28 protein-coding genes and 2 tRNA genes are annotated in these 26463 nt (G+C 61.3%); 19 read left to right on the top strand and 11 right to left on the bottom strand.

All coding sequences use genetic code 11. The features are described from left to right. Window positions 1-137: 137 nt before the first annotated feature. Together ACW4TB_RS08875 and mgtE are read left to right on the top strand one after the other, a co-directional pair. A tRNA-Arg gene (locus tag ACW4TB_RS08875) sits at window positions 138-214 on the top strand. Between the two features lie 376 nt (window positions 215-590). Then, window positions 591-2033, top strand: a complete 1443-nt coding sequence (mgtE, locus tag ACW4TB_RS08880; protein ID WP_012315589.1) for a magnesium transporter — start codon at window positions 591-593, stop codon at window positions 2031-2033. Window positions 2034-2127: 94 nt separating this feature from the next. Here the strand turns inward: mgtE and ACW4TB_RS08885 are convergent, their stop codons facing one another. Next, entirely contained in the window at window positions 2128-2454 is a 327-nt protein-coding gene (locus ACW4TB_RS08885) for an Arc family DNA-binding protein (protein ID WP_003254499.1), read from the bottom strand. A gap of 344 nt (window positions 2455-2798) precedes the next feature. On the opposite strand from ACW4TB_RS08885, the gene phnN reads away from it, so the two are divergent. Further along, complete coding sequence (gene phnN / locus ACW4TB_RS08890) at window positions 2799-3386, top strand: phosphonate metabolism protein/1,5-bisphosphokinase (PRPP-forming) PhnN (RefSeq protein ID WP_279929789.1); 588 nt, start codon at window positions 2799-2801, stop codon at window positions 3384-3386. A 113-nt stretch (window positions 3387-3499) separates the two neighbouring features. Next, window positions 3500-3576: transfer RNA gene (locus tag ACW4TB_RS08895), tRNA-Arg, on the top strand. A gap of 22 nt (window positions 3577-3598) precedes the next feature. Here ACW4TB_RS08895 and ACW4TB_RS08900 read toward each other — a convergent pair. The 5 genes from ACW4TB_RS08900 to ACW4TB_RS08920 all read right to left on the bottom strand — a co-directional run bounded on the left by ACW4TB_RS08900 (window position 3599) and on the right by ACW4TB_RS08920 (window position 9699). Continuing rightward, on the bottom strand, window positions 3599-4570 hold the full coding sequence (locus tag ACW4TB_RS08900) for an endonuclease (protein ID WP_279929792.1): 972 nt from the start codon (window positions 4568-4570) through the stop codon (window positions 3599-3601). A gap of 191 nt (window positions 4571-4761) precedes the next feature. Then, complete coding sequence (gene lpdA / locus ACW4TB_RS08905) at window positions 4762-6141, bottom strand: dihydrolipoyl dehydrogenase (protein ID WP_279929793.1); 1380 nt, start codon at window positions 6139-6141, stop codon at window positions 4762-4764. A 2-nt stretch (window positions 6142-6143) separates the two neighbouring features. Continuing rightward, window positions 6144-7406, bottom strand: coding sequence for a dihydrolipoamide acetyltransferase family protein (locus ACW4TB_RS08910; protein ID WP_279929794.1), 1263 nt, complete (start codon window positions 7404-7406; stop codon window positions 6144-6146). Continuing rightward, window positions 7407-8465 (bottom strand): alpha-ketoacid dehydrogenase subunit beta, encoded by a 1059-nt coding sequence (locus ACW4TB_RS08915; RefSeq protein WP_012315573.1) that lies wholly within the window; start codon window positions 8463-8465, stop codon window positions 7407-7409. Between the two features lies 1 nt (window position 8466). Then, window positions 8467-9699: a 3-methyl-2-oxobutanoate dehydrogenase (2-methylpropanoyl-transferring) subunit alpha gene (locus tag ACW4TB_RS08920; protein ID WP_012315572.1), complete on the bottom strand. Its 1233-nt coding sequence runs from the start codon at window positions 9697-9699 to the stop codon at window positions 8467-8469. Between the two features lie 197 nt (window positions 9700-9896). On the opposite strand from ACW4TB_RS08920, the gene bkdR reads away from it, so the two are divergent. The 3 genes from bkdR (at window position 9897) to ACW4TB_RS08935 (ending at window position 13285) form a co-directional block, all read left to right on the top strand. Continuing rightward, complete coding sequence (gene bkdR / locus ACW4TB_RS08925; protein ID WP_012315571.1) at window positions 9897-10382, top strand: Bkd operon transcriptional regulator BkdR; 486 nt, start codon at window positions 9897-9899, stop codon at window positions 10380-10382. Window positions 10383-10479: 97 nt separating this feature from the next. Continuing rightward, complete coding sequence (locus tag ACW4TB_RS08930; protein ID WP_455842953.1) at window positions 10480-11823, top strand: glutamine synthetase family protein; 1344 nt, start codon at window positions 10480-10482, stop codon at window positions 11821-11823. 130 nt (window positions 11824-11953) lie between these two features. Next, window positions 11954-13285 carry an MFS transporter gene (locus ACW4TB_RS08935; protein ID WP_012315569.1) on the top strand — a complete coding sequence of 444 codons (1332 nt, stop codon included), beginning with the start codon at window positions 11954-11956 and terminating at the stop codon, window positions 13283-13285. A gap of 242 nt (window positions 13286-13527) precedes the next feature. Here the strand turns inward: ACW4TB_RS08935 and ACW4TB_RS08940 are convergent, their stop codons facing one another. From ACW4TB_RS08940 to flgA, 4 genes are all read right to left on the bottom strand, one after another. Then, window positions 13528-14271: a flagellar brake protein gene (locus tag ACW4TB_RS08940; protein ID WP_012315568.1), complete on the bottom strand. Its 744-nt coding sequence runs from the start codon at window positions 14269-14271 to the stop codon at window positions 13528-13530. Window positions 14272-14351: 80 nt separating this feature from the next. Next, a complete protein-coding gene (locus ACW4TB_RS08945) occupies window positions 14352-14819 on the bottom strand; it encodes a flagella synthesis protein FlgN (RefSeq protein WP_115274169.1) in 468 nt (155 codons plus the stop codon). Window positions 14820-14868: 49 nt separating this feature from the next. Continuing rightward, window positions 14869-15180, bottom strand: coding sequence for a flagellar biosynthesis anti-sigma factor FlgM (flgM, locus tag ACW4TB_RS08950; RefSeq protein ID WP_046785380.1), 312 nt, complete (start codon window positions 15178-15180; stop codon window positions 14869-14871). A gap of 150 nt (window positions 15181-15330) precedes the next feature. Continuing rightward, the gene (gene flgA / locus ACW4TB_RS08955; RefSeq protein WP_012315565.1) at window positions 15331-16083 is read right to left on the bottom strand and encodes a flagellar basal body P-ring formation chaperone FlgA; all 753 of its coding nucleotides are present in this window, start codon (window positions 16081-16083) and stop codon (window positions 15331-15333) included. A 90-nt stretch (window positions 16084-16173) separates the two neighbouring features. Here flgA and ACW4TB_RS08960 point away from each other — a divergent pair, with 90 nt between their 5' ends. Together ACW4TB_RS08960 and cheR are read left to right on the top strand one after the other, a co-directional pair. Beyond that, complete coding sequence (locus ACW4TB_RS08960; protein WP_455842954.1) at window positions 16174-17091, top strand: chemotaxis protein CheV; 918 nt, start codon at window positions 16174-16176, stop codon at window positions 17089-17091. Window positions 17092-17142: 51 nt separating this feature from the next. Beyond that, a complete protein-coding gene (cheR, locus tag ACW4TB_RS08965; RefSeq protein ID WP_012315563.1) occupies window positions 17143-17970 on the top strand; it encodes a protein-glutamate O-methyltransferase CheR in 828 nt (275 codons plus the stop codon). A 59-nt stretch (window positions 17971-18029) separates the two neighbouring features. Here the strand turns inward: cheR and ACW4TB_RS08970 are convergent, their stop codons facing one another. After that, on the bottom strand, window positions 18030-18191 hold the full coding sequence (locus ACW4TB_RS08970; RefSeq protein ID WP_190273313.1) for a hypothetical protein: 162 nt from the start codon (window positions 18189-18191) through the stop codon (window positions 18030-18032). A gap of 102 nt (window positions 18192-18293) precedes the next feature. Here ACW4TB_RS08970 and flgB point away from each other — a divergent pair, with 102 nt between their 5' ends. The 10 genes from flgB to flgJ all read left to right on the top strand — a co-directional run bounded on the left by flgB (window position 18294) and on the right by flgJ (window position 26453). Further along, window positions 18294-18704 (top strand): flagellar basal body rod protein FlgB, encoded by a 411-nt coding sequence (gene flgB, locus ACW4TB_RS08975; protein ID WP_012315562.1) that lies wholly within the window; start codon window positions 18294-18296, stop codon window positions 18702-18704. A gap of 2 nt (window positions 18705-18706) precedes the next feature. Beyond that, window positions 18707-19150 (top strand): flagellar basal body rod protein FlgC, encoded by a 444-nt coding sequence (gene flgC / locus ACW4TB_RS08980; protein WP_012315561.1) that lies wholly within the window; start codon window positions 18707-18709, stop codon window positions 19148-19150. Between the two features lie 15 nt (window positions 19151-19165). Beyond that, entirely contained in the window at window positions 19166-19873 is a 708-nt protein-coding gene (gene flgD, locus ACW4TB_RS08985) for a flagellar hook assembly protein FlgD (RefSeq protein ID WP_012315560.1), read from the top strand. 30 nt (window positions 19874-19903) lie between these two features. Then, on the top strand, window positions 19904-21259 hold the full coding sequence (flgE, locus tag ACW4TB_RS08990; protein ID WP_254466241.1) for a flagellar hook protein FlgE: 1356 nt from the start codon (window positions 19904-19906) through the stop codon (window positions 21257-21259). 73 nt (window positions 21260-21332) lie between these two features. Beyond that, window positions 21333-21518: a hypothetical protein gene (locus ACW4TB_RS08995; protein ID WP_012315558.1), complete on the top strand. Its 186-nt coding sequence runs from the start codon at window positions 21333-21335 to the stop codon at window positions 21516-21518. Between the two features lie 340 nt (window positions 21519-21858). After that, window positions 21859-22590: a flagellar basal-body rod protein FlgF gene (flgF, locus tag ACW4TB_RS09000; RefSeq protein WP_277818119.1), complete on the top strand. Its 732-nt coding sequence runs from the start codon at window positions 21859-21861 to the stop codon at window positions 22588-22590. A 47-nt stretch (window positions 22591-22637) separates the two neighbouring features. Then, on the top strand, window positions 22638-23423 hold the full coding sequence (gene flgG, locus ACW4TB_RS09005) for a flagellar basal-body rod protein FlgG (protein ID WP_012315556.1): 786 nt from the start codon (window positions 22638-22640) through the stop codon (window positions 23421-23423). A gap of 34 nt (window positions 23424-23457) precedes the next feature. Next, window positions 23458-24153 carry a flagellar basal body L-ring protein FlgH gene (flgH, locus tag ACW4TB_RS09010; protein WP_012315555.1) on the top strand — a complete coding sequence of 232 codons (696 nt, stop codon included), beginning with the start codon at window positions 23458-23460 and terminating at the stop codon, window positions 24151-24153. Window positions 24154-24165: 12 nt separating this feature from the next. Continuing rightward, window positions 24166-25275, top strand: coding sequence for a flagellar basal body P-ring protein FlgI (locus ACW4TB_RS09015; RefSeq protein ID WP_241804600.1), 1110 nt, complete (start codon window positions 24166-24168; stop codon window positions 25273-25275). Window positions 25276-25286: 11 nt separating this feature from the next. Then, the gene (gene flgJ / locus ACW4TB_RS09020; RefSeq protein ID WP_254466240.1) at window positions 25287-26453 is read left to right on the top strand and encodes a flagellar assembly peptidoglycan hydrolase FlgJ; all 1167 of its coding nucleotides are present in this window, start codon (window positions 25287-25289) and stop codon (window positions 26451-26453) included. The last annotated feature ends 10 nt before the right edge of the window (window positions 26454-26463 follow it).

The following is a 26463-nucleotide window of genomic DNA, read 5'->3' on the forward strand; positions in this document are numbered from 1 at the left end:
CAGCTGGATAGAGTACTCGGCTACGAACCGAGCGGTCGGAGGTTCGAATCCTCCTGAGTCCGCCACTTTTGAAGTGGTTCTGCTTGCAAAGCGACTTCAGTAAGCCAGTGGTAATCTGGCCTAAAACTACCAACTACGGACTCATAGCTCAGCTGGATAGAGTACTCGGCTACGAACCGAGCGGTCGGAGGTTCGAATCCTCCTGAGTCCGCCACATATCAAGAAGCCCGCTCAATTGAGCGGGCTTTTTGTTTTCTGTCGTTCACTGATTTATCAGTGATGCCCGCTAGACTGAAAATAACCCGCCCGACACTTCTTTGCGCGCCGCATGTGTTTTTTCTTTGGCTCGTGCCGTCGCACACATGGCTTCGAGCGTTGTCATAGCTTTATCGCGCAAACGATTGTTCTGGCCAAAAATTTAAGCGATCTGACAGCTTAGGCAGTGTATGATTGCGCCCGTCAGCCCCGCCGGGGCTTGTGGAATACCACCATGGACTTACCCAGTAGTTACTTCTTAACAAGATTCTTACAGCCTGATCTGACCGATTGAATCCCCCGGCGTGCTCCGCTGCTGGGAGTGGAGTTCGCCTATGACTGAAGTAGAAGTAAAGAAAGCGCAAGAGAGCCTGCAGGATCGCCTGGCCCAGGTGGTCGAACTGTTGCAGCGCCAACGCGTGGTTGAGGACCTGACCCACCGTCAGGAAGGTCATCACCACGACCTGGTGGAAAACCTCGTCCACCGTCAAAACCTCGTCGAGTTGCAGCGCAAGCTCGACGACCTGCACCCTGCAGATATCGCCTATATCCTCGAAGCATTGCCCCTGGAAGACCGCCTGACGGTCTGGCAGCTGGTGCGCTCGGATCGTGACGGCGACATCTTGCTTGAAGTTTCCGACTCGGTTCGTCAATCGCTGATCGCCGACATGGACGATCACGAGATTCTCGCTGCGGCCAAGGAAATGGACGCCGATGAGCTGGCGGACCTGGCGGCGGAGCTGCCGCGTGATGTCGTTCACGAGCTGATGGAAAGCCTCGATGCCCAGCAGCGCGAGCGTGTGCGCTCGGCGTTGAGCTACGACGAGGAGCAGGTCGGTGCGCTGATGGACTTCGAGATGGTGACCATCCGTGAAGATGTCAGCCTGGAAGTGGTTCTGCGTTACCTGCGCCGCCTTAAAGAGCTGCCCAACCACACGGACAAACTGTTCGTAGTCGACTACGACGGCATCCTCAAGGGTGTGTTGCCGATCAAGCGTCTGTTGGTCAACGATCCGGACAAGAAGGTCGCGGAGGTCATGGCGATTGATCCGGTTTCCTTCCACCCTGACGAAGATGCCTACGATGCGGCGCAGGCTTTCGAGCGTTATGACCTGGTTTCGGCACCGGTGGTGGACAAGAGCGACCGCCTGATCGGCCGTTTGACCATCGATGAGATGGTCGACCTGATTCGTGAAGAGAGCGAGAGTGAAGTTCTCAACATGGCTGGTCTGCGTGAGGAGGAAGACATCTTCGCCTCAGTCTGGCGTTCATTGCGAAACCGTTGGGCCTGGCTGGCGATCAACCTGATAACCGCGTTTCTGGCCTCGCGTGTGATCGGCCTGTTCGAGGGTTCGATCGAGAAGCTCGTGGCACTGGCGGCGCTGATGCCGATCGTAGCGGGTATTGGCGGCAATTCAGGCAACCAGACCATTACCATGATCGTTCGCGCCATGGCGTTGGACCAAGTGTCGCCGGGTAATACAAGCCGTCTTATGCGCAAGGAGCTGGCGGTGTCGCTGCTCAATGGCCTGATCTGGGGTGGAGTGATCGGTGCTGTGGCGTTCTGGCTGTATGACAGCTGGTCGTTGGGGTTGGTGATGACTGCGGCCATGACCTTGAACCTGCTGCTGGCCGCGCTCATGGGGGTGTTGATCCCGATGACTCTGACGCGCCTGGGGCGCGACCCTGCCATGGGGTCCAGTGTGATGATCACTGCCGTGACCGACAGTGGTGGGTTCTTCATCTTCCTGGGGCTGGCTACGCTGTTCCTGCTTTGATATTGGGAAGTGCACGCCAGAGCGACCAAGGCCTGTGCGCAACCCAACAAAAAAGCCAGCTTACGCTGGCTTTTTTTTGTTCTCGCTACGCGCCTCAGGAGGCGTCGGCTGCCATTTCCACATCGTGAGCGATGAGGGCGACCAGCGCGTTCTGCTGTCGGTGGGACAGCTGGCGGAAGCGTTGCAACAACTCGCGCTCATGCAGCGACAGCTCGGGGCTGTCCAGGCGCATGCTCAGCTCGTCGCCCAGCGCACCTTCCTGGATAAGGCTCTGCTCCAGGCGTGCGATGATCTCGGAGTTCATGCTGCGGTGATGGTTGCGCGCTACCTCGGCAATGCGCTCACGCATTCCGTCTGGCAGGCGGACGACGAACTTGTCAGCGGTGCGGCTCGAATAAATAGCCTGTTTCATTGGGCGCATATAAATTAACCGGTTTTTGGTTCAGGGGAAGCGGTTCACAAATTGGCCGCACGGGATGCTGGTACGACCGTGGCGACGACAAAATGTTCAACCGCCTGGAAAATTTGGTGCTCATCTTGCCTCAAGGTCGCCGTTTCCTTGGCGTCAATTCTGTGACAAATAGTGATCCCGGTAAAGGCTTTTTGCCAGTACCAATTATCAGAAATGAGTACTGGTTGGAAAAGTTTTGCATTTCCAGGCTCGCCTTACCGTCAGCCCTTTGCCGTCAAAAACCCGTAAAACGCGGCAAAGGGTAGAGAAAACCCTTAAAATGCGCAGGTTTCCTTCCATAGAGCATAGTGGCTATGCAACATGACGCAAGCTCCCAAGGTAAAGCCTCAGGTGTCCTGATATATCTGATAGGACCCTCTGGTTCAGGAAAAGATTCCCTGATCGAGGCCGCTCGCGCGCAACTGGCTGGCGCAGGTGTGGAAATTGCCCGGCGAGTCATCACACGTTCTGCAGAGGCCACAGGTGAGGCGGCGCAAAGCGTCACGCCAGAGCGCTTCGAAGCGATGAGTGCGGCAGGCGAATTTGCCATGCATTGGCAAGCCAACGGTCTGGAGTATGGGATACCCAAGCAAGTGGACGTTTGGCTCGCGCAAGGGCGATCAGTGCTGGTCAATGGTTCCCGAGGCTATCTGGACGAGGCGCGTAGGCGCTATCCCGGTCTGCTTGCAGTGCGCCTGGAGGTTAAGCCGGAGGTGCTGCGCGCGCGCCTGCTTGCCAGAGGCAGGGAGGCACCGCAAGAGATCGATCAGCGCCTGGCGCGCAGTGCCAGGCTCCAGGCATGTCCCGATCCCAGCGTGCATGTGTTAGACAACTCCGGCTCCCTGGCCACGGCGGTCTGCACATTGATCGACCTGCTGCGTCAGCAGGGGGTGTCCGTTTGACAAGCATCGGAAAAACCCTACGTGCAAAAAGCCCGATAGATGCATGACAAACGGCTGCCCTCTGGTTAACATGCTCGCCGTCCAGCTGCGCAGCATTCGCTGCCGGTTCTTGTGTCTCAGTAGCTCAATTGGATAGAGCATCCCCCTCCTAAGGGGAAGGTTGGCAGTTCGAACCTGCCCTGGGACGCCATATTTTCTCTCGCTCCATTCGCCTACTTGCAGTTACCCGCCTTGCGGTAACCTGCACTCTGCGCTTCTGCTTCACTGCCAAATGCCACCTGATTTTTCTGAGCGACCTGGCTATACCCTGGGCAACCGCTGGCCAGGTAGTACACGTGACTGTTGCGGTTGCCAATGATCGCACCGCCAGTTGACGCACTCGCCAGGGTCGGCTTGCCGATATCCCTGGCAGCCGTTTTCGGGGTTGCCGAAGCTACCACGTCCATAGCCCCGGCAGGCTTGTAGCCCAGCGTCCATTTCCGCTCGCCGGTGACGAAGGGGTTCGAATGCCCCATGATCGCGGCGATTCGCTGATTGCGCTGCTTTTCCCACGCCGACACCGGGTGCTGCTTATCCCAGGCCATGAGCACCTGCTGCTGCTGTCGCGACATGCTCAATTTGTACCGGTCGAACATGTAGAACGTGGTACGCGCAACCAGGCCTTTCACTTCGTCACGCGGCTCGGCGGTTTTCTGCTGGAAGTCGACCTTGGTGGTGCACTGTCCATACTGGCGCGCAACGCCTGAAACCATGCCGTAGTTGAAATTGCTGCGGTCACCGTTCACTTCACCCACGGACGGATAGAGGTTGAACAGGTCTGCCTCCATGGCGCGGAAGGTCGGGTCTTCATTGACACAATGCTCGCGACCACCGTTCTGCCAGCATTTACGTTGGTGGCCAAAAGTCCAGGCCGGCACGATGTGCTCCCATTCGGTACGTTCGGCGCGGGTCTGTACCTTGCGGGTTTCGTAGCCGCAGGATTTGGGGTCGACCCGGCCACCGGACTTGCCGACCCAGGTCCATTTGCAGCCACAGTACAGTTCGCCCATTGGGCTGTTTGCCTGGTCGAGGAAGATTTTCTGCTTGGCGACAACCTTGGCTTCGGTAAACGTTGCGGGGGGATTGGCGAAGGCGGCAGGGATGACAGAGAGGGCGAGGGTAACGACGTACAGCAGTTTCTTCATGAGAAAACATCATCGGATTTCGGGGGGCAGAATTATACGGCGTGCTGACGTCAATTGAGGAAATGTCCTATCACGTCGCCGTATTGCGCCTATATTCCTCCGTGCTTGGTCTGGTCTTGAGCATGTTAGCGCCTTTGAGATCTAGCGTCGTGAGGGGGTGCTAGATCTCAAAGGCCGCAGCCGCTTCAGTGTCAGATATGCAATGCGTGGCCCAGCGCGCGCAATGCCGCTTCCTGCACCGCTTCGCCCAGGGTCGGGTGAGCGTGGATAGTGCCCGCGATATCCTCCAGTCGCGCGCCCATCTCCAGTGACTGGGCAAACGCTGTGGACAGCTCTGAAACCGCCACGCCCACTGCCTGCCAACCCAGGATCACGTGATTGTCACGCCGCGCCACCACGCGCACGAAGCCGGTTTTCGACTCCAGGCTCATGGCGCGGCCATTGGCGGCGAAGGGGAACTGCGCGACGATGCAGTCCAGCCCTTGCTGGCTGGCCTGTTCCGGGGTCTTGCCGACCACAACGACTTCCGGGTCTGTAAAACACACTGCTGCAATTGCGCAGGGTTCGAACCGTCGTGCCTTGCCGGCAATGATTTCTGCGACCATTTCACCTTGCGCCATTGCTCGGTGTGCCAGCATCGGTTCGCCGGCCACGTCACCGATGGCCCAGACGTTGCGCATGCTGGTCTGACAGCGTGCGTCGATGGCGATGGCCGCACCGTTCATTTTCAGTTCGAGGCTTTCCAGGTTGAAGCCCTGCGTGCGCGGGCGGCGGCCGACGGCCACCAGCACCCGGTCGGCATCCAGGCGCAGCTGTGCACCTTGAGCATCGCGGGCCAGCAAGCAACCGCTGTCGTAACCTTCGACGCTGTGCCCAAGGTGCACAGCGATGCCCAGCTTCTTCAGCGATTCGGCCACCGGCGCGGTCAGCTCGCTGTCGTAGGTCGGCAAGATGCGCTCACGCGCCTCCACCACGCTCACCTGCGCGCCCAGTTTGCGGTAGGCGATGCCTAGCTCCAGGCCGATATAGCCGCCGCCAACCACCACCAGATGCTGGGGCAATGTTCGGGGGGCCAGGGCTTCGGTCGAAGAGATGATCGGCCCGCCCAGCGGCAGCATGGGCAGTTCGACGCTGTTCGAGCCGGTGGCCAGCAGCAGGTGCTCGCACTGGATGCGCTGGCCATCGACGTCGACGTGCTTGCCGTCGAGGATCTTCGCCCAGCCATGGATGACCTTGACCCCGTGTTTTTTCAGGAGTGCAGCGACGCCAGTGGTCAGTCGGTCAACGATGCCGTCCTTCCAGGCCACGCTGCGGCCGATGTCCAGGCGTGGCGTGGAGACGCTGATGCCGAGTTCGGACGGCTCGGTGTAGCGGGATGCCTGATGGAACTGCTCGGCCACATGGATCAGTGCCTTGGACGGGATGCAGCCGATGTTCAGGCAGGTGCCGCCCAGCGCCTGGCCTTCCACCAGCACGGTGGGGATGCCCAGTTGCCCGGCGCGGATGGCGGCCACGTAGCCGCCAGGGCCGCCGCCGATGATCAGCAGGGTGGTGTCGGTAGTCTGTTGCATGCTCACTCCACGAACAGGCAGGCGGGTTGTTCAAGCAGGCCACGTACAGCCTGTATGAACAGCGCGGCATCCATGCCATCGACCACACGGTGGTCGAACGAGCTGGACAGGTTCATCATCTTGCGAATAACGATCTGGCCATCGATCACCATCGGCCGCTCGACGATACGGTTGACCCCGACGATCGCCACTTCCGGCGTGTTGACCACCGGCGTGCTGACGATGCCACCCAGGGCGCCGAGGCTGGTCAGGGTGATGGTGGAGCCGGACAGTTCCTCGCGGCTGGCCTTGTTGTTACGTGCGGCGCTCGCCAGTCGGGAAATCTCGCTGGCGTTGCCCCACAGGCTGCCCGCTTCGGCGTGGCGCAGCACCGGTACCATCAGCCCGTTGTCGCCCTGTGTGGCGATCCCCACATGTACCGCGCCATGGCGGGTGATGACCTGGGCTTCGTCGTCGTAGGTCGCGTTGATCTGCGGGAAGTCGCGCAGTGCCACGACCAGGGCGCGGACCAGGAATGGCAGCAGGGTCAGTTTGCCGCGGCTATCGCCGTGCTTGCTGTTGAGCTGCTGGCGCAGGGCTTCGAGTGCAGTAACATCGATTTCCTCGACATAACTGAAGTGCGCCACACGGCGCTTGGCATCCTGCATGCGCTGGGCGATCTTGCGGCGCAGGCCGATCACTTGCACCTGTTCGCTGTCGGTGCGTTTCGCGTAGCCGCCCGGCGCCTGGCCCGCAGGGCTCTGCGGCTTGCTGATGAATGCATCCAGGTCTTCGTGCAGGATGCGCCCGGCCGGGCCGCTGCCATGCACGTAACGCAGTTCGATGCCGGCATCCAGGGCGCGCTTGCGCACGGCAGGCGAGGCCAGAGGTTTTTCGTCGGCCTGGCGCGCCACGATCGGCGCGGCGGTGTGCGCCGAGACAGCCGGGCTGGCTACCGGTTGCGGTTCGACACGCGGTTCTGCCTTGGCGGCTGCCGGGGCTTCTACCGGCTTGGCCTGCGGCACATCGACATGGTTGCCGCTGCCTTCCACTTCGATGCGGATCAGCTCGCTGCCGACCGCCATCACTTCACCCGGCTGGCCGCCCAGGGCCAGCACCTTGCCGCTGACCGGCGAAGGGATTTCCACGGTGGCCTTGTCAGTCATGACATCGGCCACCACCTGGTCTTCGGCGATCACATCGCCGACCTTGACGAACCATTCGACCAGCTCGACTTGCGCGATGCCTTCGCCAATGTCCGGCATCTTGATGACGTGCGTGCCCATTCAGACCTCCATGACCCGTTTCAATGCCGCGCCTACCCGCGAAGGGCCTGGGAAATACGCCCATTCCTGTGCGTGAGGGTAGGGCGTGTCCCAACCGGTGACGCGCTCGATGGGCGCTTCGAGGTGATGGAAGCAATGCTCCTGCACCAGCGCTACCAGTTCGGCGCCGAAGCCGCAGGTACGGGTGGCTTCATGCACCACCACGCAGCGGCCGGTCTTCTTCACCGACGCGACGATGGTGTCCAGGTCCAGCGGCCAGAGGCTGCGCAGGTCAATCACTTCGGCATCCACGCCGGTTTCCTCGGCGGCCACCTGGGCCACGTAGACCGTGGTGCCGTAGGTCAATACGGTGACGTCGTTGCCCGGGCGGGTGATGGCCGCTTTGTCCAGCGGCACGGTGTAGTAACCGTCCGGCACGGCACTTTGCGGGTGCTTGGACCACGGGGTCACCGGGCGGTCGTGGTGGCCGTCGAACGGGCCGTTGTACAGGCGCTTGGGCTCCAGGAAGATCACCGGGTCATCGCATTCGATCGAGGCGATCAGCAGGCCTTTGGCATCGTACGGGTTGGAGGGCATGACCGTGCGCAGGCCGCACACCTGAGTGAACATCGCTTCGGGGCTCTGGCTGTGGGTCTGGCCACCGTAGATGCCGCCACCGCAGGGCATGCGCAGGGTCAGTGGCGAGATGAATTCGCCGGCCGAGCGATAGCGCAGGCGCGCCATTTCCGAGACGATCTGGTCGGAGGCGGGGTAGAAGTAATCGGCGAACTGGATTTCCACCACCGGTCGCAGGCCATAGGCACCCATGCCCACGGCGGTGCCGACGATACCGCTCTCGGAGATCGGCGCGTCGAACACGCGCGACTTGCCGTACTTGGTCTGCAGGCCCTCGGTGCAGCGGAACACGCCGCCGAAGTAACCCACGTCCTGGCCGTAGATCACCACGTTGTCGTCGCGCTCAAGCATGACATCCATGGCCGAGCGCAGGGCCTGGATCATGGTCATGGTAGTGGTGGCCATGGCGGTTTCCGGTTTGATGCTGTTGTTGTGGTCGTTCATCTCAAACCCCCAGTTCCTGGCGCTGACGGCGCAGGTGATCGGGCATTTCCTTGTACACGTCCTCGAACATCGAGGCTGCACTCGGGATGTGGCCGTTGGCCAGGGTGCCGTATTGTTCGGCTTCCTTTTGCGCGGCGATGACGGCCGCTTCGAACTCGGCGGTGACGGCCTGGTGTTCTTCCTCGGACCAGTGGCCGATCTTGATCAGGTGCTGCTTCAGGCGGGCGATCGGGTCGCCCAGCGGGAAGTGGCTCCAGTCGTCGGCAGGGCGGTACTTGGACGGGTCGTCGGAGGTTGAGTGCGGGCCGGCGCGGTAGGTGACCCACTCGATCAGGCACGGGCCCAAGCCGCGGCGGGCGCGTTCGGCGGCCCAGCGCGAGGCGGCATATACAGCGACGAAATCGTTGCCGTCCACCCGCAGGGAGGCGATACCGCAACCCACGCCACGGCCGGCGAAGGTGGTCGATTCACCGCCGGCGATGGCCTGGAAGGTGGAGATCGCCCATTGGTTGTTGACCACGTTGAGGATCACCGGGGCGCGGTATACGTGGGCGAAGGTCAGCGCGGTGTGGAAGTCCGACTCGGCCGTGGCGCCATCGCCGATCCAGGCCGAGGCGATCTTGGTATCGCCCTTGATCGCCGAGGCCATGGCCCAGCCGACCGCCTGCACGAACTGCGTCGCCAGGTTGCCGCTGATGGTGAAGAAGCCGGCTTCGCGCACCGAATACATGATCGGCAGCTGGCGGCCTTTGAGCGGGTCGCGTTCGTTGGACAACAGCTGGCAGATCATTTCCACCAGAGACACGTCGCGGGCCATCAGGATGCTTTGCTGGCGGTAGGTGGGGAAGCACATGTCGGTGCGGTTCAGCGCCAGCGCCTGGGCGCTGCCGATGGCTTCTTCGCCCAGGCTCTGCATGTAGAAGGACATCTTCTTCTGGCGCTGGGCGACCACCATGCGGCTGTCGAAGATCCGCGTCTTGAGCATGGCGCGCATGCCTTGGCGCAGTAGCTGCGGATCGATGTCTTCGGCCCATGGGCCAAGCGCATCGCCGTGCTCGTCGAGCACGCGGACCAGGCTGTTGGACAGGTCGGCAGTGTCGGCAGCATCGACATCGATGGGCGGTTTACGGACTTGACCCGCGTCGTTCAGGCGCAGGTAGGAAAAATCGGTCTGGCAGCCTGGCCGGCCGGTAGGCTCGGGCACATGCAAACGCAGGGGGGCGTACTCGTTCATGCTTTTTACGCTCGCTCGGATGTTGTTTTTGTGAGCTCTGAAGCGGCCGCCGCTGATCACCGGCTTGTGACTGGCAGGTCAGCGTCAATTACATAGTAGTGACACGCCGGGAGAATTTTTCTCTCAAGTTGATTGCCTTTAGCGAGCGGCGCAGATAAACATTCCGCATAAACACAAAAAACCGGTGATTTTGTCTCATGCGCAAACTCGATCGTACCGATATCGGCATTCTCAACAGCCTTCAGGACAACGCCCGCATCACCAACGCAGAACTTGCGCGGTCGGTGAACCTGTCGCCCACGCCCTGTTTCAACCGGGTCAAGGCCATGGAAGAGCTGGGTGTGATCCGCCAGCAGGTGACCTTGCTGTCGCCAGAGGTGCTGGGGCTGGATGTCAATGTGTTCATCCATGTCAGCCTGGAGAAGCAGGTAGAGCAAGCGCTGCACCGCTTCGAGGAAGAAATCGCCGAGCGGCCGGAGGTGATGGAGTGCTACCTGATGACTGGCGACCCCGACTATTTGTTACGGGTGCTGTTGCCGAGCATCCAGGCGCTGGAGCGGTTTCTCGATTACCTGACACGACTGCCGGGGGTGGCGAACATACGGTCGAGCTTTGCCTTGAAGCAGGTGCGGTATAAAACGGCGCTGCCATTGCCGTCCAATGGCATGACCCTGCGCGAGTGAGGGGGCAAGATCTGCGTCGTTGCGGATGCAGGTGCTTGATATTTTAAACACCCCCAGCCTATGTTGTTGCCAGCCCATAACAACAAGGACAAGCGTCATGACCACCGCAGCCCCGCGCTCGCTCGCCGAGCACCTCCAGGGCATCGACCAGATCGAATGTGTCACTCCCGACCTTAACGGTGTCCCTCGTGGCAAGGTCATGACTGCCGAAGGCTTCCTCGAAGGCAGGCGCCTGCAAATGGCACGTGGCGTCTTGTTGCAATGCATCATGGGGGGCTACCCGCCAGCGAAGTACTACGGCAGCGACGATGGTGATCTGGCCCTGGTGGCGGAGCCTGCGCAGATCCACCGCTTGCCCTGGAGCGAAGAGGGCCTGGCGCTGGCGATCTGCGATGCCAATGAGCTCGATGGCCGGCCGTCAGGGCTGTCCACCCGCGGGCTGCTCAAAGCGGTGATCGCCAGCTACGCCGCTTTGGGCCTGGCGCCGGTCGTTGCGACCGAGCTGGAGTTCTTCGTCTTTGCGCCCAACAGTGACCCTGTACAGCCATTTTCTCCGCCGTTGGGCAAGGACGGCCGTCGCGAGCTCGGCCACTCGGCATTCAGTGTCAGTTCCAACAACGGCCTGCGGCCGTTCTTTCAGGAGGTTTATCAGTGCATGGCGGCGCTGGGCCTGCCGCGCGACACCTTCATGCATGAAATGGGCGTCAGCCAGTTTGAAATCAACCTGCTGCACGGCGACCCCTTGCTGCTGGCCGACCAGACCTTCCTGTTCAAGCACCTGCTCAAGGAAGTCGCGCTCAAGCATGGCCTGACAGTGGTGTGCATGGCCAAGCCCCTGGCGCATACGCCGGGCAGCTCGATGCATATTCATCAGAGCCTGGTGGAGATCGCCACGGGGCGAAACGTGTTCAGCGATGACCAGGGGCGGCCGAGCCAGACCTTCCATCATTTCATAGGCGGCCTGCAGGCGTGCATGGCCGATTTCACTGCGCTGTTCGCGCCCAATGTCAACTCGTACCAGCGGCTGTGCCATCCCTATGCGTCGCCGAACAATGCCTGTTGGTCGGAGGATAATCGCGCTGCGGGGCTGCGTATTCCGGCCAGCGCCCCCGTGGCGCGGCGCGTCGAGAACCGCCTGCCGGGCGCTGATGCAAACCCCTACCTGGCCATTGCCGCCAGCCTGGCAGCCGGCCTGCACGGCATCGAGCAGCACCTGGAGCCTGCACCGGCCATCCAGGGTGAGTTCGAGGTGCCTGAGCACCTGAGCCTGCCATGCACCCTGCATGCGGCGCTGGAGCGCCTGAAGGGCAGCGCCTTGGCCCGGGAACTGTTCGGGGCTGAGTTCATCGAAGGTTACGCTGCCACCAAGGCGCTCGAGTTGACTGATTTCTACAACGAGATCACGCCGTGGGAGCGGCGAGTGTTGGCGGCACAAGCCTGAGCGCGACACGAACGCTACTGCACGCGCCCCTGTTCTGCTATTTCGCAGGCAGGGGACTGCGCCGCGGACGATTTGCTTTTATGCTTGCCAGCAAGCCAACGCCACCTGACCAGGGAGCCCGACGGGACGTATGCGAAACATCTGGAAGCCGTTTCAGTCGTTGTATTTCGCTGCCTTGATGATGCTTATCGGCTCGGGTCTGCTCAGTACTTACCTGGCACTGCGCCTGGCGGCCGATCATGTCGACAGCTTATGGGTCGGTGCCTTGATGGCGGCCAACTATTTCGGCCTGGCTGTTGGCGGCAAGGTTGGCCACCGACTGATCGGCCGGGTAGGGCACATCCGGGCCTATACCACCTGCGCCGGAATCGTCTGCGCGGCAGTGCTGGGCCATGGCATGACCAACTGGCTACCGGCCTGGGTCGGGCTGCGGATGCTCGTTGGCCTGGGCATGATGTGCCAGTACATGGTCATCGAAAGCTGGCTCAACGAGCAGGCCGACGCCAAGCACCGCGGCGCGGTGTTCGGCGGCTACATGATTGCCTCCTACCTGGGGCTGGTGCTCGGTCAGCTGATTCTGGTGGTGCACCCCGAACTTGGCCCTGAACTGCTGATGCTGGTCGCGATGTGCTTCGCCCTGTGCCTGGTACCGGTGGCGATGACCCGGCGCATTCACCCGGCGCCGCTGCGCCCGGCACCGATGGAGCCGAAATTCTTCATCAAGCGCGTGCCGCAGTCGCTGAGCACTGTGCTCGGTTCTGGGTTGATCGTCGGCTCCTTCTACGGCCTGGCGCCGCTATATGCGTCCAGCCAGGGGCTTTCCACCGAGCAGATCGGCTTGTTCATGGGTAGCTGCATCTTTGCCGGGCTGCTGGTGCAGTGGCCGTTGGGCTGGTTGTCCGACCGTTATGACCGGGCCGTGCTGATCCGCAGCGTGGCTGTGGGCCTGGCGCTGGCGGCGGCGCCGCTGGCGATCCTGCCCAATGTGCCACTGGAGTTGCTGTTCGGCATCGGCTTTCTGATTTCGCTGCTGCAGTTCTGCCTTTATCCCCTGGCTGTCGCATTTTCCAATGACCACGTGGAAAGCGAGCGGCGTGTCTCCTTGACCGCCATGCTGCTGGTCACCTACGGCGTGGGTGCGTGCATCGGGCCGCTGGCGGCGGGGGTGCTGATGAAGGTGCTGGGCGCGCAGATGCTGTATGCCTTCTTCGTGTTCTTCGCGCTGGTGCTGGTGTGGCGGATTCGTCCGAAGGCGGTCACCGGGCTGCACCAGGTACAGGATGCACCGTTGGGGCACGTGGCTATGCCGGCGGCGGGTTCGCCATTGTCGGCCGCGCTCGACCCGCGTGTGGATGAACAGACCGTGCAGGAGGTAATGCAGGCGCCGGTGGCGGCTGAGGATACCGAGGCTGAAGAGAGGGCCGAACCGGCTGATCCGGGCGAGGTCAGCAAGCCGGTTTGATCGGGGCCAGAGTAGGCATAAACAAAAATGCCACCTGTAGGTTGATGCCAGTGATTTGGCTTCAATGGGGCTGCTGCGCAGCCCATCGCCGGCAAGCCGGCTCCTACAGGTACAGCGCAGACCTCAAGAGCTGCGCAGACCCTGTGGGAGCCGGCTTGCCGGCGATGGGCCGCAAAGCGGCCCTAAATCGCGTGAAAGACTGGCATTAGTCTTGAGGTGGCGTTTGCGCGTTCGGCAGACGATCAATAATCGTCTTTATCGAACCGCCGCGCTTCGCGCTGCAGCTGGTACACGAAGCTCTCTATCTTGCGCTGCGCCTGGCCATTGAGGTTATGGAAACGCACGCCGGCAAAGGTGGTGTTGATCCGCTCTTCGTAATGCAGATGGCGCAGCTCGACCATGGTGTCCACCAGCCCCAGCGGGTTGCTGGCCTTGAAGCGCTCGTAAACCTGGCCCAGTTGCAGGCGCTCCTCGACATTGCCTTCAAAGCGTAGTTTGCAGCCCGTGGCGGAGATGTCCAGCAGCTTGCCGCGCAAAGCACCATTGCCCTTGAGGTGGGTGCCGTCGAGAATCACATCGACCAGCTGCGACAGCTTCAGCGCGGCGCGGAATGCATTGCGGCGCTGGTGGTAGGTCATTTCGTCCGGCAGGGCACCGCGATAGGATCGATGGCCATCGACCTCGGTGATCCTCAGTTCGTGGTTGCATTCCCACGCAATGCGTACGCCGTCGTGGAAACCTTCGACGCGGAATGGCTCGCCGTTCTCGATGAATTTTTCGCCATCGCGCGGGATCATCTCGTCCAGCGCCAAGGTATTGCTGTCACGGTCCACATGAACCACGTAGCTCTGAAAGCGCTGGCTGCGCTCATGGAAGGTAATGATCAAAGGATCATGGCTCTCCATCAATTGGCGCAGGTTGGCCGCAATCTCCAAAGGAGTGTTCAGCACCTTTGGCGGCTGCGGAGCATCGGTCTCATTGAACACGGGTTATCAATCTCCAGGCAAAAACGACACACGCAAGTAACGGCATTTTGCCAGTATGTTCCGTGCCTTGATAGAACTAATCACACTTGGCTGAGCGCCCGGGGCTTGGCCAATGGCGAGGTGGCGCCACGGCTGTCGTAGAGCGACGGAGAATCGCCGCCCATGAGGATTCTGATCTGGTTGGCCGTGACGTGCTGTTGTACCTGGATGATCCGGCCATTGGTCTCATTGACCTTCTGGCAGGCGTCCATCAACTGGGTCAGCACATTGAGCTGTTGCATGATCACTTCACCGTTTGGCGACTGCGCAGCTACGGCCTGAACCCCGGCGCGGTCGGCGCTGAGGCCGAGGCTGGTGAGCAGGTGATTGCGACGCAGGCCTTGCTGCTCGAGCAGAACGATAAGCGACTGCTTGCGGGCCAGGATGCCCTCCAGCGGCGCCATATCGCGCCCGTGCAGGGCGACTGCCTCCTGCTGAAGCAGGTCGAGCAGCTCCTGGGTAGGGGCGATGTCGTCTTCGATCAGTTGCAGCAATGTGATGTCGTGCATGGCTAACTCTTGGCTTTTTTAGCGTCCGTGAAGTCAGCGCGCCGAACGGTCAGCGCTGGGCTTCGAAATCGAGCAGTTTGCTGGCGACCCGGCCGGCATCGACCTGGTAGCTGCCATCTGCGATCGCCTGTTTCAACTGTGCCACGCGGGCATTGTCGACAACGGGCTGGTCGCGCAGCTTGTCGCTGACCTTTTGCAACTGCTGGGCCTCTTGGCTGAGGTGTACCGCTTCTCCGCTGGCGCTTGCGCTTTTCGGCGCGGTGGTTTCGCCGGACTTGTCGGCGTTGCCGGGCGCGGCATTGCCGCGAACGCCGCCCGTGATGGACGGAGAGTTATTCAAACGACTGAAGTCGATGACCATGATCAGAAACCCCTGGGTATTTGGACGCTTGCCATGTTTTCGGCCATCCCGAAAGAAACTTTAGGCACAAATGCTTAGCCGCCTGTCGGCAAGCCCGCGAACCCGTTCTGACACAGTTTAGGAAAAGCGGTTGTACACCGCCAGCCCAATCTACATGGCGACCTCCACTTGGCCGGGGGCCGTGACACGGGCCTTCACTACCCGCTGCGAATTCAGGTTGCGCACCCGGATCTGTTCGCCCTGGCCACCCTTGCTTAGGGCCTCGCCGGGCATGCGTACGGCGAGGCTGCCGCTGCGGGCGATGATCACCACATGATCACCCTTGCGTATCACTTCGGCCTGCTCCAGGTGCTGCGGGGTCAGGACCTGGTCGATCACTGTGGGGCGCAGCATCTTCATGCCAACCGCCTGGTCGAGATCGGTGAGAAAGCCTTGGGTGAGGGTGCCAACGTCACGTTCGCGCAGGGCCACGTCACCTTCGGCAACGATATTCTGGCGCTTCAGCGGGCGGGTAACCACCACCACATCGCGGAACAGCCGCACTGTTGCCGGTACGAAGACGGTCCACGGCGCGGCGCCGTTGCAGCGTACACGTACCGTTACACGCCCCAGTGGCTGCGCCGGGCTTTCCAGCGAGGCGTCCAGTTGCTGGCTGCACAGGGGCATGCGCAGCCGTGGGTCGAGCGAGTTGACCTGTATCTCATAGCGGCCTGCCGTCTGGGTCGTGGCCAGGTAATCCTCTACGGTGAATTCAAGAAACCCTTGGGTGACACCGATAAGCTGTTCAGGCAAGGTAACCGCGTCCGCCAGCGTGCGAGCGCCGGGTGCCAGCAGGCACAGCGCAGCCAGCGAGCCGCTCAGCAGGTGCGTCAGTCGTCGGAAAATTGTCGTTTTCGTGTACATGACGCTCAAAAAAGCAAAGCCCGTGCCGACTCGCTGTAGGAGTGGCTACGAAATGGCAGAAAGAAAAAGGAGTCAGGCATGGCGGGGGTTATGGATTCAGTCAACCAGCGCACACAGCTGGTTGGGCAGAATCGCCTGGAATTGCTGCTGTTCCGCCTCAACGGCGCGCAGCTTTACGGCATCAACGTATTCAAGGTCCGCGAGGTGCTGCAATGCCCTGAGCTGACCGTGCTGCCCAAGTCCCATCCTGTGGTACGTGGTGTAGCCAACATTCGTGGGGCGACCATTCCGATTCTCGACCTGTCGATGGCCACCGGCTTGCCCGGGCTGAAGGAAGAGACTCGCAACAGCTTCGTGATCATCACCGAGTACAACACCAAGACCCAAGGTTTTCTGGTGCATTCGGTCGAGCGCATCGTCAACATGAACTGGGAAGAGATCCACCCGCCACCCAAGGGCACCGGCCGCGATCACTACCTGACTGCGGTCACCCGGGTGGACAACCGCATGGTTGAAATCATCGACGTGGAAAAGGTGCTGGCCGAGGTGGCGCCGTCGTCCGAGTCGGTGTCAGCCGGTGTGGTCGATGCCGATACGCAGGACAAGGCTGTACTGCTGCGTGTGCTGACCGTCGATGATTCGTCGGTGGCGCGCAAGCAGGTCAGTCGCTGCCTGCAGACGGTCGGTGTCGAGGTGGTGGCGCTCAATGATGGGCGCCAGGCCCTGGACTACCTGCGCAAGCTGGTGGACGAGGGCAAGCGGCCGGAAGAAGAGTTCCTGATGATGATTTCGGACATCGAGATGCCAGAGATGGACGGCTATACGCTGACGGCCGAGATCCGCAGTGACCCGCGCATGCAAAAACTGCATATCTGTCTGCATACTTCGTTGTCCGGGGTGTTCAACCAGGCGATGGTCAAGAAGGTCGGTGCCGATGACTTCCTGGCCAAGTTCAAGCCGGACGACCTGGCCCAGCGCGTGGTCGACCGGATCAAGGCAACGCATTGAAGTAGCCGGGAGGCGACTCCCGGTATCTGTGATTGAAAAGAGGCCGCAGTAGTGTCTACGGGTAATTTGGATTTCGAACAGTTCCGGGTATTCCTGGAGAAGGCCTGTGGCATCCTGCTGGGTGAGAACAAGCAGTACCTGGTCTCCAGCCGTCTGAACAAGCTGATGGAGCAGCAGGGCATCAAGAGCCTGGGTGAGCTGGTGCAGCGCATCCAGGCTCAGCCGCGTGGCGGCTTGCGCGAGCAGGTGGTGGATGCGATGACCACCAACGAAACCTTGTGGTTTCGCGATACCTACCCATTCGAAGTGCTGAAGAACAAGGTCATTCCCGAGTTCATCAAGAACAACCCCGGCCAGCGCCTGCGCATGTGGTCGGCGGCCTGCTCGTCGGGCCAGGAGCCGTACTCCATTTCGATGGCCATCGATGAGTTCGAGCGCAGCAACCTGGGCCAGTTGAAGATGGGTGCGCAGATCGTTGCCACCGACCTGTCCGGTTCGATGCTGAACAACTGCAAGACCGGCGAGTACGACAGCCTGGCGATCGCCCGTGGCCTGTCCCAGGAGCGCTTGCAGCGTTACTTCGACACCAAGGGGCCGGGGCGCTGGGCGGTGAAACCGGCCATTCGCAGCCGGGTCGAGTTCCGCTCGTTCAACCTGCTCGATAGCTATGCCGCGCTGGGCAAGTTCGACATCGTGTTTTGCCGGAATGTGTTGATCTATTTCTCGGCACAGGTGAAGAAAGACATCTTGCTGCGTATTCACAGCACCCTGAAGCCGGGTGGGTATCTTTTCCTCGGTGCCTCCGAGGCGCTCAATGGTTTGCCGGACCATTACCAGATGGTGCAGTGCAGCCCGGGGATCATTTACCAGGCCAAGTGATGGGCTGCGGGCTGTTTTGGGAAGCCTGACATCGAGCGCCGCCAGCGCGGCGTTCGATCTCAAAAAACGCACTCTAAAAGCAGGCCTTTTGCACCCCGTCGCCACTCACGCCGCTTGACGTCAATTTTTTGTTTTGCCGCTTTTGCCGCCCGGCAATTGCCGCTTTCCCTTCTCCAGGCGGAAGCCTTTTGCCGCTTTTCTGGCATCGCGCCATCAGCCATCCCTGCTCCAGCCCAATGTTTCCGGCCTTTCAAAACATTGGCACAGCCCTTGCTATAGCTTGGCCAACGATATTCCGGTCAACCTTCGAAGGTTTCCCCGACATGAGCATCAGTTTCGACAAGGCGCTTGGCATCCATGAAAAGGCCCTGGGCTTCCGCGCCCAGCGCGCCGAAGTGCTGGCCAACAACATCGCCAACGCTGACACGCCCAATTACAAGGCGCGTGACATGGACTTCTCTTCGGTGCTCGCCGCCGAAAGCCAGAAGCAGCAGAGCGGTGGCCGCTTTGCCATGGACCGTACCAACAGCCGCCACATCGAGGCCGAAGGCCTGGCAATGGCCGACGACACACTGCAGTACCGCACGCCGACGCAGCCGTCGATCGACCAGAACACCGTGGACGCCCAGATCGAGCAATCGAACTACACGGAAAACGCCATTGGCTTCCAGGCCAGCTTTACCCTGCTCAACAGTAAATTCAAAGGGCTGGTATCGGCCCTGCGCGGAGAATGACCATGTCCCTGTCCAGTGTTTTCAACATTGCCGGTAGCGGCATGAGTGCGCAGAACACCCGCCTCAACACCGTTGCTTCCAACATCGCCAACGCCGAGACCGTTTCGTCGAGCATCGACCAGACCTACCGCGCGCGGCACCCGGTGTTTGCCACCACCTTCCAGAATGCGCAGGCCGGCGGCAGCCAGTCGCTGTTCGAAGATCAGGGCGAGGCAGGGCAGGGTGTGCAGGTCAAGGGCATCATCGAAGACCAGAGCAACCTCGAAGCACGCTACGAGCCCAACCATCCGGCGGCGAACAAGGACGGTTACGTCTACTACCCGAACGTCAATGTGGTCGAGGAGATGGCTGACATGATCTCCGCCAGCCGGGCGTTCCAGACCAACGCCGAGCTGATGAACACCGCCAAGAACATGATGCAGAAAGTGCTGACCTTGGGTCAGTGATAAGGAATCCAGACCATGGCAGTCGATAGCACCAGCGGTGTGAACCTCAATGATGTCCTGACTGCGTCGGGCGTCGGTGGCACCGCCAAGAAAGCCACCGATACCGCGTCCAAGACCGGTACCGACGCGCTTGGCAAGGACGCGTTCCTGCAGTTGCTGGTTACCCAGATGCAGCACCAGAACCCGCTGGATCCGCAGGAAAATGGCGAGTTCGTGGCCCAGTTGGCGCAGTTCAGCAGCCTTGAAGGCATCACCTCCCTGAACGAATCGGTCAGCAGCATCACCAATGCCATGGCCTCGTCCCAGGCGCTGCAGGCCTCTTCACTGGTCGGCCGTTCGGTGGTAGTGCAGAACGACAAGGCGGTGGTCGATACCACTCAGAGCTTCAATGCGCAGTTCGTTGTGCCGCAGGCAATCAGTGAAGCGAAGATCACCATCAAGGACAAGGACGGCAACACCGTCAAGACCATCGAGTTGGGTGAGCAGGCGGCCGGTTATGCCGACTTCATCTGGGACGGCACCAACGACAGTGGCGAGAAGGTCGACCCGGGCACCTACAGCTTCACCGCCAGCACCACTGTGGATGGCCAGGCGGTGCAGATGAGCACGCTGCTGCCGGCCAAGGTGACCAGCGTCAGCTTCAATGCCACCGGCGAAATGGTGCTCAACCTTGCGGGCGTCGGCAAGGTCTCCCTCTCTGACGTACAAACCATCGGTATCTAAGGCCCGCTAGCGCGGCACAGGAGCGAATTCATGTCTTTCAATATCGGCCTTAGCGGTCTGTACGCAGCCAACAAACAGCTGGACGTTACCGGCAACAACATCGCCAACGTCAACACCACTGGCTTCAAATCCTCGCGTGCCGAGTTCGCCGACGTCTATGCCGGCGCCAATCGCCTGGGTGTGGGCAAGAACCAGGTCGGCAACGGCGTGCGTCTGGCGGCGATCTCGCAGCAGTTCTCCCAGGGTGACGTCAATAACACGGGTAACGTGCTGGACATGGGTATCCAGGGTCAGGGCTTTTTCGTCCTGTCCGACAACGGCTCGCGCGTCTACACCCGTGCCGGTGCTTTCCAGGCCGACAAGAACAACTTCGTGGTCACCTCTGATGGCCTGCGCCTGCAAGGCTACGCTGCCGATGCCAATGGCAAGATCCAGAAGGGTGTGCTGTCTGACCTGCAGATCGACACCTCGGCACTGCAGCCTAAGGCCACTTCGCTGATTGACCAAGGCATCAATCTGAATTCTTCGGCCACCGACATTCCGCTGGAAATCGATGATGGCACCGGTGCCATGGTGCCTAATCTGCCGTTCGACCCTACTGACGAGACGACCTACACCAAATCGTTCCCGACCAAGGTGTACGACAGCCAGGGTAACGAGCACACCATGGAGCAGTTCTACCGCAAGACCGGTACGAACGAATGGACCATGTACACGTTGGTCGACGGTCGAAACCCGTTCGATCCTGCTTCCACCACGCCGCTGACCGGCACCATCAGTTTCAGCAGCGATGGTTCTGTGAGCAGCATGACTGCCGATAATACAGGCCATCCGGCGGGTGCTTCGTTCACCGTGACCAACAACACCTTCACCATGACCGGTTGGGTGCCAGCGGTCGAGGATTCGGCAGGCAACTGGGCGTCCAATGGCGCTGCGGGTAACGCCGATGGCATGAAGCTGTCGATGAACAGCACCACGTCCTACAACACCGAGACCGCGCGCATGTCGCAGTCCCAGGATGGCTACGCCACCGGTATCCTGTCGAGCCTGAGCATCGACTCCACCGGTGTGCTGTTCGCCAGCTTCAGCAACCAGCAGTCGCGCGCCATTGGCCAGGTGGCGCTGGCCAGCTTCGCCAACGAGCAGGGCTTGCAGCAGATCGGCGGGACCCGCTGGACCGAAACCTTCTCTTCTGGCCTTCCCGGCATCGATGAGCCCAAGACCGGTACCCTGGGTAGCGTCGAGTCCAATGCGCTGGAGGCTTCGAACGTCAACCTGACCCAGGAGTTGGTCGAGCTGATCAAGGCGCAGAGCAATTACCAGGCGAACGCCAAGACCATCTCCACCGAAAGCACCATCATGCAGACCATCATTCAGATGACCTGATGGTCGCGGGTTAATGGTGTGAAGACGAACCCCTTTGTCGTGAAGGGGTTTGTCGTTTTTGCGGGAGTGTTTCATGAAAAGGTTGCTCGTCGCGTTGCTCGCTGCCTTCTGCCTGTATCAGGCGCAGGCCGGTACTGCGCCCTGGTGGCGCTGGGAAAGCCAGGTGGATGGGCGTCTGGTGTGCTCGCAATGGTCGCCGGGGGATGGCTGGAAGCGTTTTGCCGGGCCCTACAACAATGGCGGTTGCCGCGATCGGTGATTGCCAGCACCGGCCTCATCGCCGGCAAGCCGGCTCCCACAGGAATTGCGTTAACTTCTAGAAATTGGGTAAGACATTTGCCCCCACAATATCCGCAGCGCTGCAGAACCCTGTGGGCCGGCTTGCCGGCGATGAGGCCGGTGCAGACACCTGCTTTGCCGCTACCGGCAACCCGGCGCCGGATAACCGGCGTTCTCATGGTTGGCAGCTCCCCCCAAAGCCCGTATTTACGGGCTTTTTCATTATTTCAAAAAGTTGGTTCGGAACTTGCTTTAGTGCCTGCACAGCAACGGCGAGCGGCAAGCAATCGCCAGTGCAGCGGAGGATGACTGTGGACAAGATGCTTTACGTGGCCATGACCGGCGCCAGCCAGAACGCGCTGGCGCAGAAGGCCCATGCCAACAACCTGGCGAACATTTCCACCAATGGTTTCCAGCGTGACCTGGAGCAGGCGCGCTCGATGCCGGTGTTTGGTGACAGCTTTCCGTCGCGGGCGTTTGCCATGACCGAGCGTCCTGCCACCGACTTCAGTGAAGGGCCCATGGTCGAGACCGGACGTGACCTGGACGTGGCAGTGGCGGGGCAGGGCTTCATTGCCGTGCAGGCCCCCGATGGCAGCGAAGCCTACGTGCGTACCGGTAGCCTGAACATCGATGCCCTCGGCGTGCTGCGCGCCGGCAATGGCATGCCGGTGATCGGCAACGGCGGGCCGATCGCCATTCCGCCAGAGCAGAAGGTCGAAGTCGGCGCTGACGGCACCATCAGCATCCGCTCCATGGGTGAAGACCCGCGGGTGATGGCTGAAGTCGACCGCATCAAGCTGGTCAACCCGGACACCAAAGGCCTGACCAAGGGCCTGGACGGGCTGATCCACACCACCAGCGGCCAGCCGGCTGCTGCCGACGTCAACGTCAAGGTCGTGTCGGGCTTCCTGGAGGGCAGTAACGTCAATGCCGTCGAAGAAATGACGTCGGTGCTGGCGCTGTCTCGCCAATTCGAACTGCACGTGAAGATGATGAACGCGGCCAAGGAAGGCGACGAAGCCATGGCGCGTGTTTTGCAACTCGGCTAACCACACTTGAACGGGTGCCGTAAAACAGGCGCACGAGGAGAATACTGATGCTTCCGGCTCTTTGGGTCGCTAAAACCGGCCTGTCCGCCCAGGACACCAACCTGACGGTCATTTCCAACAACCTGGCCAACGTTTCGACCACGGGCTTCAAGCGTGACCGCGCCGAATTCCAGGACCTGCTGTACCAGATCAAACGCCAGCCAGGCGCGCAGTCCACCCAGGACAGCGAACTGCCGTCGGGCCTGCAGGTCGGTACCGGTGTGCGCATTGTCGGCACCCAGAAAAACTTCCAGACCGGCAGCCTGCAGACCACCGAAAATCCGCTGGACATGGCGGTCAATGGCCGTGGTTTCTTCCAGGTGCTGCAGCCGGACGGTACGGTTTCGTACACCCGTGACGGTACCTTCCACCTGAACTCCGACGGCCAGATCGTCACCGCCAATGGTTTCGCGCTGGAGCCTGCGGTGGTCGTGCCGAACGACGCCCAGACCTTCACCGTCGGCCAGGACGGCACCGTGTCGATCACCACTGCTGGCAACCCGGCAGCGCAGGTGATCGGCAATATCCAGACCGCCGACTTCATCAACCCGGCCGGCCTGCAGGCAATCGGCGACAACCTGTTCCTGGAAACCGCTGCAAGTGGTGCCCCACAGGTCGGTACCCCAGGCCTGAACGGCTTCGGCACCACCCTGCAGCAGACCCTGGAAAACTCCAACGTCAGCACCGTGGAAGAGCTGGTGAACATGATCACCACTCAGCGCGCCTACGAGATGAACTCTAAGGTCATCTCCACCGCCGACCAGATGCTGTCGTTCGTCACCCAGCAGCTGTAAGCCCAAGTCCCTGTTACACCGTGAGGTAAGCGTCATGAATCGTCTGTTGTCCCTGTTCGCCCTGGGGGGGGCGGTGTTGCTGGCTGGTTGCGTCGCACCGACGGCCAAGCCCAACGACCCGTACTACGCGCCGGTTTTGCCGCGCACCCCTTTGCCGGCAGCGGCCAACAACGGTTCGATCTACCAGGCCGGCTTCGAGCAGAACCTGTACAGCGACCGCAAGGCGTTCCGCGTCGGTGACATCATCACCATCACGCTCAACGAACGCACCTCGGCCAGCAAGAATGCCGGTTCGCAGATCCAGAAGGACAGCAGCGCCAATATCGGCCTGACCTCGCTGTTCGGTGCCACGCCGAGCACCAACAACCCGTTCGGCAGCGGCGATCTGTCGCTGGAAGCGGGCTACAGCGGTGAGCGTGCCACCAAGGGCGACAGTAAGGCCACCCAAGGCAATACGCTGACGGGTTCTATCACCGTCACCGTCGCTGAAGTGCTGCCCAACGGCATCATCGCGGTGCGCGGCGAGAAGTGGATGACCCTGAACACCGGCGAAGAGCTGGTGCGCATTGCCGGCCTGATTCGCGCCGACGACATCGCCACCGACAACACAGTGCCGTCCACCCGTGTGGCCGACGCGCGCATCACCTATTCGGGTACCGGTTCCTTCGCCGACGCCAGCCAGCCTGGTTGGCTGGACCGTTTCTTCCTCAGCCCGCTTTGGCCCTTCTGAGTACGGATGAACATGTTCAACGTCAGGCAACTGATTGCCGCAACCTTGCTTCTGTCCTGTGCGTTCGGCGCCCATGCCGAGCGCCTGAAGGACATCGCCAGTATCTCGGGCGTGCGTTCCAACCAGTTGATCGGTTACGGCCTGGTGGTGGGGCTTAACGGCACGGGTGACCAGACCACCCAGACGCCATTTACCCTGCAGACGTTCAACAACATGCTGTCGCAGTTCGGCATCAAAGTGCCCGCCGGCTCCGGCAACGTGCAGCTGAAAAACGTCGCCGCGGTGTCGGTGCATGCCGACCTGCCGCCATTCGCCAAGCCGGGCCAGGTGGTGGACATTACTGTGTCCTCGATCGGCAACTCCAAGAGCCTGCGCGGCGGCAGCCTGCTGATGACCCCGCTCAAGGGTATCGACGGCAACGTCTATGCGATCGCCCAGGGCAACCTGGTGGTCGGCGGCTTCGATGCCGAAGGCCGCGATGGCTCGAAGATCACCGTCAACGTTCCGTCGGCAGGTCGTATCCCTGGCGGCGCTTCGGTGGAGCGTGCAGTACCGAGCGGTTTCAACCAGGGCAATACCCTGACGCTGAACCTCAACCGGCCTGACTTCACTACCGCCAAACGTATCGTCGACAAGGTCAACGAACTGCTCGGCCCAGGCGTCGCCCAGGCCGTGGATGGCGGTTCGGTGCGCGTCAGCGCGCCGATGGACCCGACCCAGCGTGTGGACTACCTGTCGATCCTTGAAAACCTGGAGATCGACCCGGGCCAGGCCGTTGCCAAGGTCATCATCAATTCGCGTACCGGCACCATCGTAATCGGCCAGAACGTCAAGGTTTCACCGGCGGCGGTGACCCACGGCAGCCTCACCGTGACCATCACCGAAGATCCGATCGTCAGCCAGCCGGGGCCGTTCTCCAATGGCGAGACGGCTGTGGTGCCTCGCTCGCGGGTCAACGCGCAACAGGAAGCAAAGCCGATGTTCAAGTTCGGCCCGGGCACCACGCTGGATGAAATCGTCCGTGCGGTGAACCAGGTCGGCGCAGCGCCCAGCGACCTGATGGCCATCCTCGAAGCCCTGAAACAGGCCGGCGCCTTGCAGGCCGACCTGATCGTGATCTGAGGACGCCACGCATGAACTCGAAAAGCCTGGTTTCCAGCGCGGCCGACAGCGGCGCCTACACCGACCTCAATCGCCTGAGCTCGCTCAAGCACGGTGATCGCGACAGCGACGCCAACGTGCGCAAGGTGGCCCAGGAGTTCGAGTCGCTGTTCATCAGCGAAATGCTCAAGGCCTCGCGCAAGGCCAGTGATGTACTGGCCGATGACAACCCGATGAACAGCGCGACGGTCAAGCAGTACCGTGACATGTACGACCAGCAGCTGGCTGTGAGCATGTCTCGCGAGGGCGGCGGTATCGGCCTGCAGGACGTGCTGGTGCGCCAGCTGTCGAAGAACAAGAGCGCGCCGGTCAACACCAGCCCGTTCCCGCGTATCGAGGGCAGTGCGCCGGCGCTGTGGGGCAACAAGGTGGCCGAGCCGGTACATGCCGCGCAGTCGACTGCCAGCCGCAACGACGTTGCCGCGCTCAATTCACGGCGCCTGGCGTTGCCGGGCAAGCTGACCGACCGCTTGCTGGCCGGTATCGTGCCCTCGGCGGGCAACCCGGCGGCAGCCACCAATACCGCCGCCGTGCCGGTCCGCGATGGGCAGCAGGTGGCGCAGAGCTTTGCCGTGCCCGAACGCGGCCTGCGCATCACCGGGCGTGCCGTGGCGCAGCCTCCTTTGGCGCCGAAGAAAGCGTTCGCCGACAGCGACGCATTCGTCGCCACCATGCTGCCGATGGCCGAACAAGCCGCCAAGCGTATCGGTGTCGACCCGCGTTACCTGGTGGCCCAGGCCGCCCTGGAAACCGGCTGGGGCAAGTCGGTCATGCGCAACAGCGATGGCAGCAGCAGCCACAACCTGTTCGGCATCAAGGCCACGGGCAATTGGGAAGGCGATTCGGCGCGGGCGATCACCAGCGAGTTCCGTGACGGCCAGTTCGTCAAGGAGACCGCAGCGTTCCGCTCCTACGATTCCTATCAGGACAGCTTCCACGACCTGGTGAGCCTGCTGCAGAACAATTCCCGCTATCAAGAAGCGGTGAAGGCGGCCGATAAGCCAGAACAGTTCGTGCAAGAGTTGCAAAAGGCCGGGTACGCCACCGACCCGAATTACGCCAGCAAGATCTCGCAGATCGCAAGACAGATGAAGTCGTACGAGAGCTATGCATCGCTCGGTACCACAACGAAACTTTAAGGGCATGGAA

Source organism: Lelliottia jeotgali (genome assembly GCF_977070485.1).

Coding starts and splice junctions, on each gene's coding strand:
- mgtE (WP_012315589.1), top strand. CDS start 591: ATGACTGAAGTAGAAGTAAAGAAAGCGCAAGAGAGCCTGCAGGATCGC.
- ACW4TB_RS08885 (WP_003254499.1), bottom strand. CDS start 2,454: ATGCGCCCAATGAAACAGGCTATTTATTCGAGCCGCACCGCTGACAAG.
- phnN (WP_279929789.1), top strand. CDS start 2,799: ATGCAACATGACGCAAGCTCCCAAGGTAAAGCCTCAGGTGTCCTGATA.
- ACW4TB_RS08900 (WP_279929792.1), bottom strand. CDS start 4,570: ATGAAGAAACTGCTGTACGTCGTTACCCTCGCCCTCTCTGTCATCCCT.
- lpdA (WP_279929793.1), bottom strand. CDS start 6,141: ATGCAACAGACTACCGACACCACCCTGCTGATCATCGGCGGCGGCCCT.
- ACW4TB_RS08910 (WP_279929794.1), bottom strand. CDS start 7,406: ATGGGCACGCACGTCATCAAGATGCCGGACATTGGCGAAGGCATCGCG.
- ACW4TB_RS08915 (WP_012315573.1), bottom strand. CDS start 8,465: ATGAACGACCACAACAACAGCATCAAACCGGAAACCGCCATGGCCACC.
- ACW4TB_RS08920 (WP_012315572.1), bottom strand. CDS start 9,699: ATGAACGAGTACGCCCCCCTGCGTTTGCATGTGCCCGAGCCTACCGGC.
- bkdR (WP_012315571.1), top strand. CDS start 9,897: ATGCGCAAACTCGATCGTACCGATATCGGCATTCTCAACAGCCTTCAG.
- ACW4TB_RS08930 (WP_455842953.1), top strand. CDS start 10,480: ATGACCACCGCAGCCCCGCGCTCGCTCGCCGAGCACCTCCAGGGCATC.
- ACW4TB_RS08935 (WP_012315569.1), top strand. CDS start 11,954: ATGCGAAACATCTGGAAGCCGTTTCAGTCGTTGTATTTCGCTGCCTTG.
- ACW4TB_RS08945 (WP_115274169.1), bottom strand. CDS start 14,819: ATGCACGACATCACATTGCTGCAACTGATCGAAGACGACATCGCCCCT.
- flgM (WP_046785380.1), bottom strand. CDS start 15,180: ATGGTCATCGACTTCAGTCGTTTGAATAACTCTCCGTCCATCACGGGC.
- flgA (WP_012315565.1), bottom strand. CDS start 16,083: ATGTACACGAAAACGACAATTTTCCGACGACTGACGCACCTGCTGAGC.
- ACW4TB_RS08960 (WP_455842954.1), top strand. CDS start 16,174: ATGGATTCAGTCAACCAGCGCACACAGCTGGTTGGGCAGAATCGCCTG.
- ACW4TB_RS08970 (WP_190273313.1), bottom strand. CDS start 18,191: ATGGCTGATGGCGCGATGCCAGAAAAGCGGCAAAAGGCTTCCGCCTGG.
- flgB (WP_012315562.1), top strand. CDS start 18,294: ATGAGCATCAGTTTCGACAAGGCGCTTGGCATCCATGAAAAGGCCCTG.
- flgC (WP_012315561.1), top strand. CDS start 18,707: ATGTCCCTGTCCAGTGTTTTCAACATTGCCGGTAGCGGCATGAGTGCG.
- flgD (WP_012315560.1), top strand. CDS start 19,166: ATGGCAGTCGATAGCACCAGCGGTGTGAACCTCAATGATGTCCTGACT.
- flgE (WP_254466241.1), top strand. CDS start 19,904: ATGTCTTTCAATATCGGCCTTAGCGGTCTGTACGCAGCCAACAAACAG.
- ACW4TB_RS08995 (WP_012315558.1), top strand. CDS start 21,333: ATGAAAAGGTTGCTCGTCGCGTTGCTCGCTGCCTTCTGCCTGTATCAG.
- flgF (WP_277818119.1), top strand. CDS start 21,859: ATGCTTTACGTGGCCATGACCGGCGCCAGCCAGAACGCGCTGGCGCAG.
- flgG (WP_012315556.1), top strand. CDS start 22,638: ATGCTTCCGGCTCTTTGGGTCGCTAAAACCGGCCTGTCCGCCCAGGAC.
- flgH (WP_012315555.1), top strand. CDS start 23,458: ATGAATCGTCTGTTGTCCCTGTTCGCCCTGGGGGGGGCGGTGTTGCTG.
- ACW4TB_RS09015 (WP_241804600.1), top strand. CDS start 24,166: ATGTTCAACGTCAGGCAACTGATTGCCGCAACCTTGCTTCTGTCCTGT.
- flgJ (WP_254466240.1), top strand. CDS start 25,287: ATGAACTCGAAAAGCCTGGTTTCCAGCGCGGCCGACAGCGGCGCCTAC.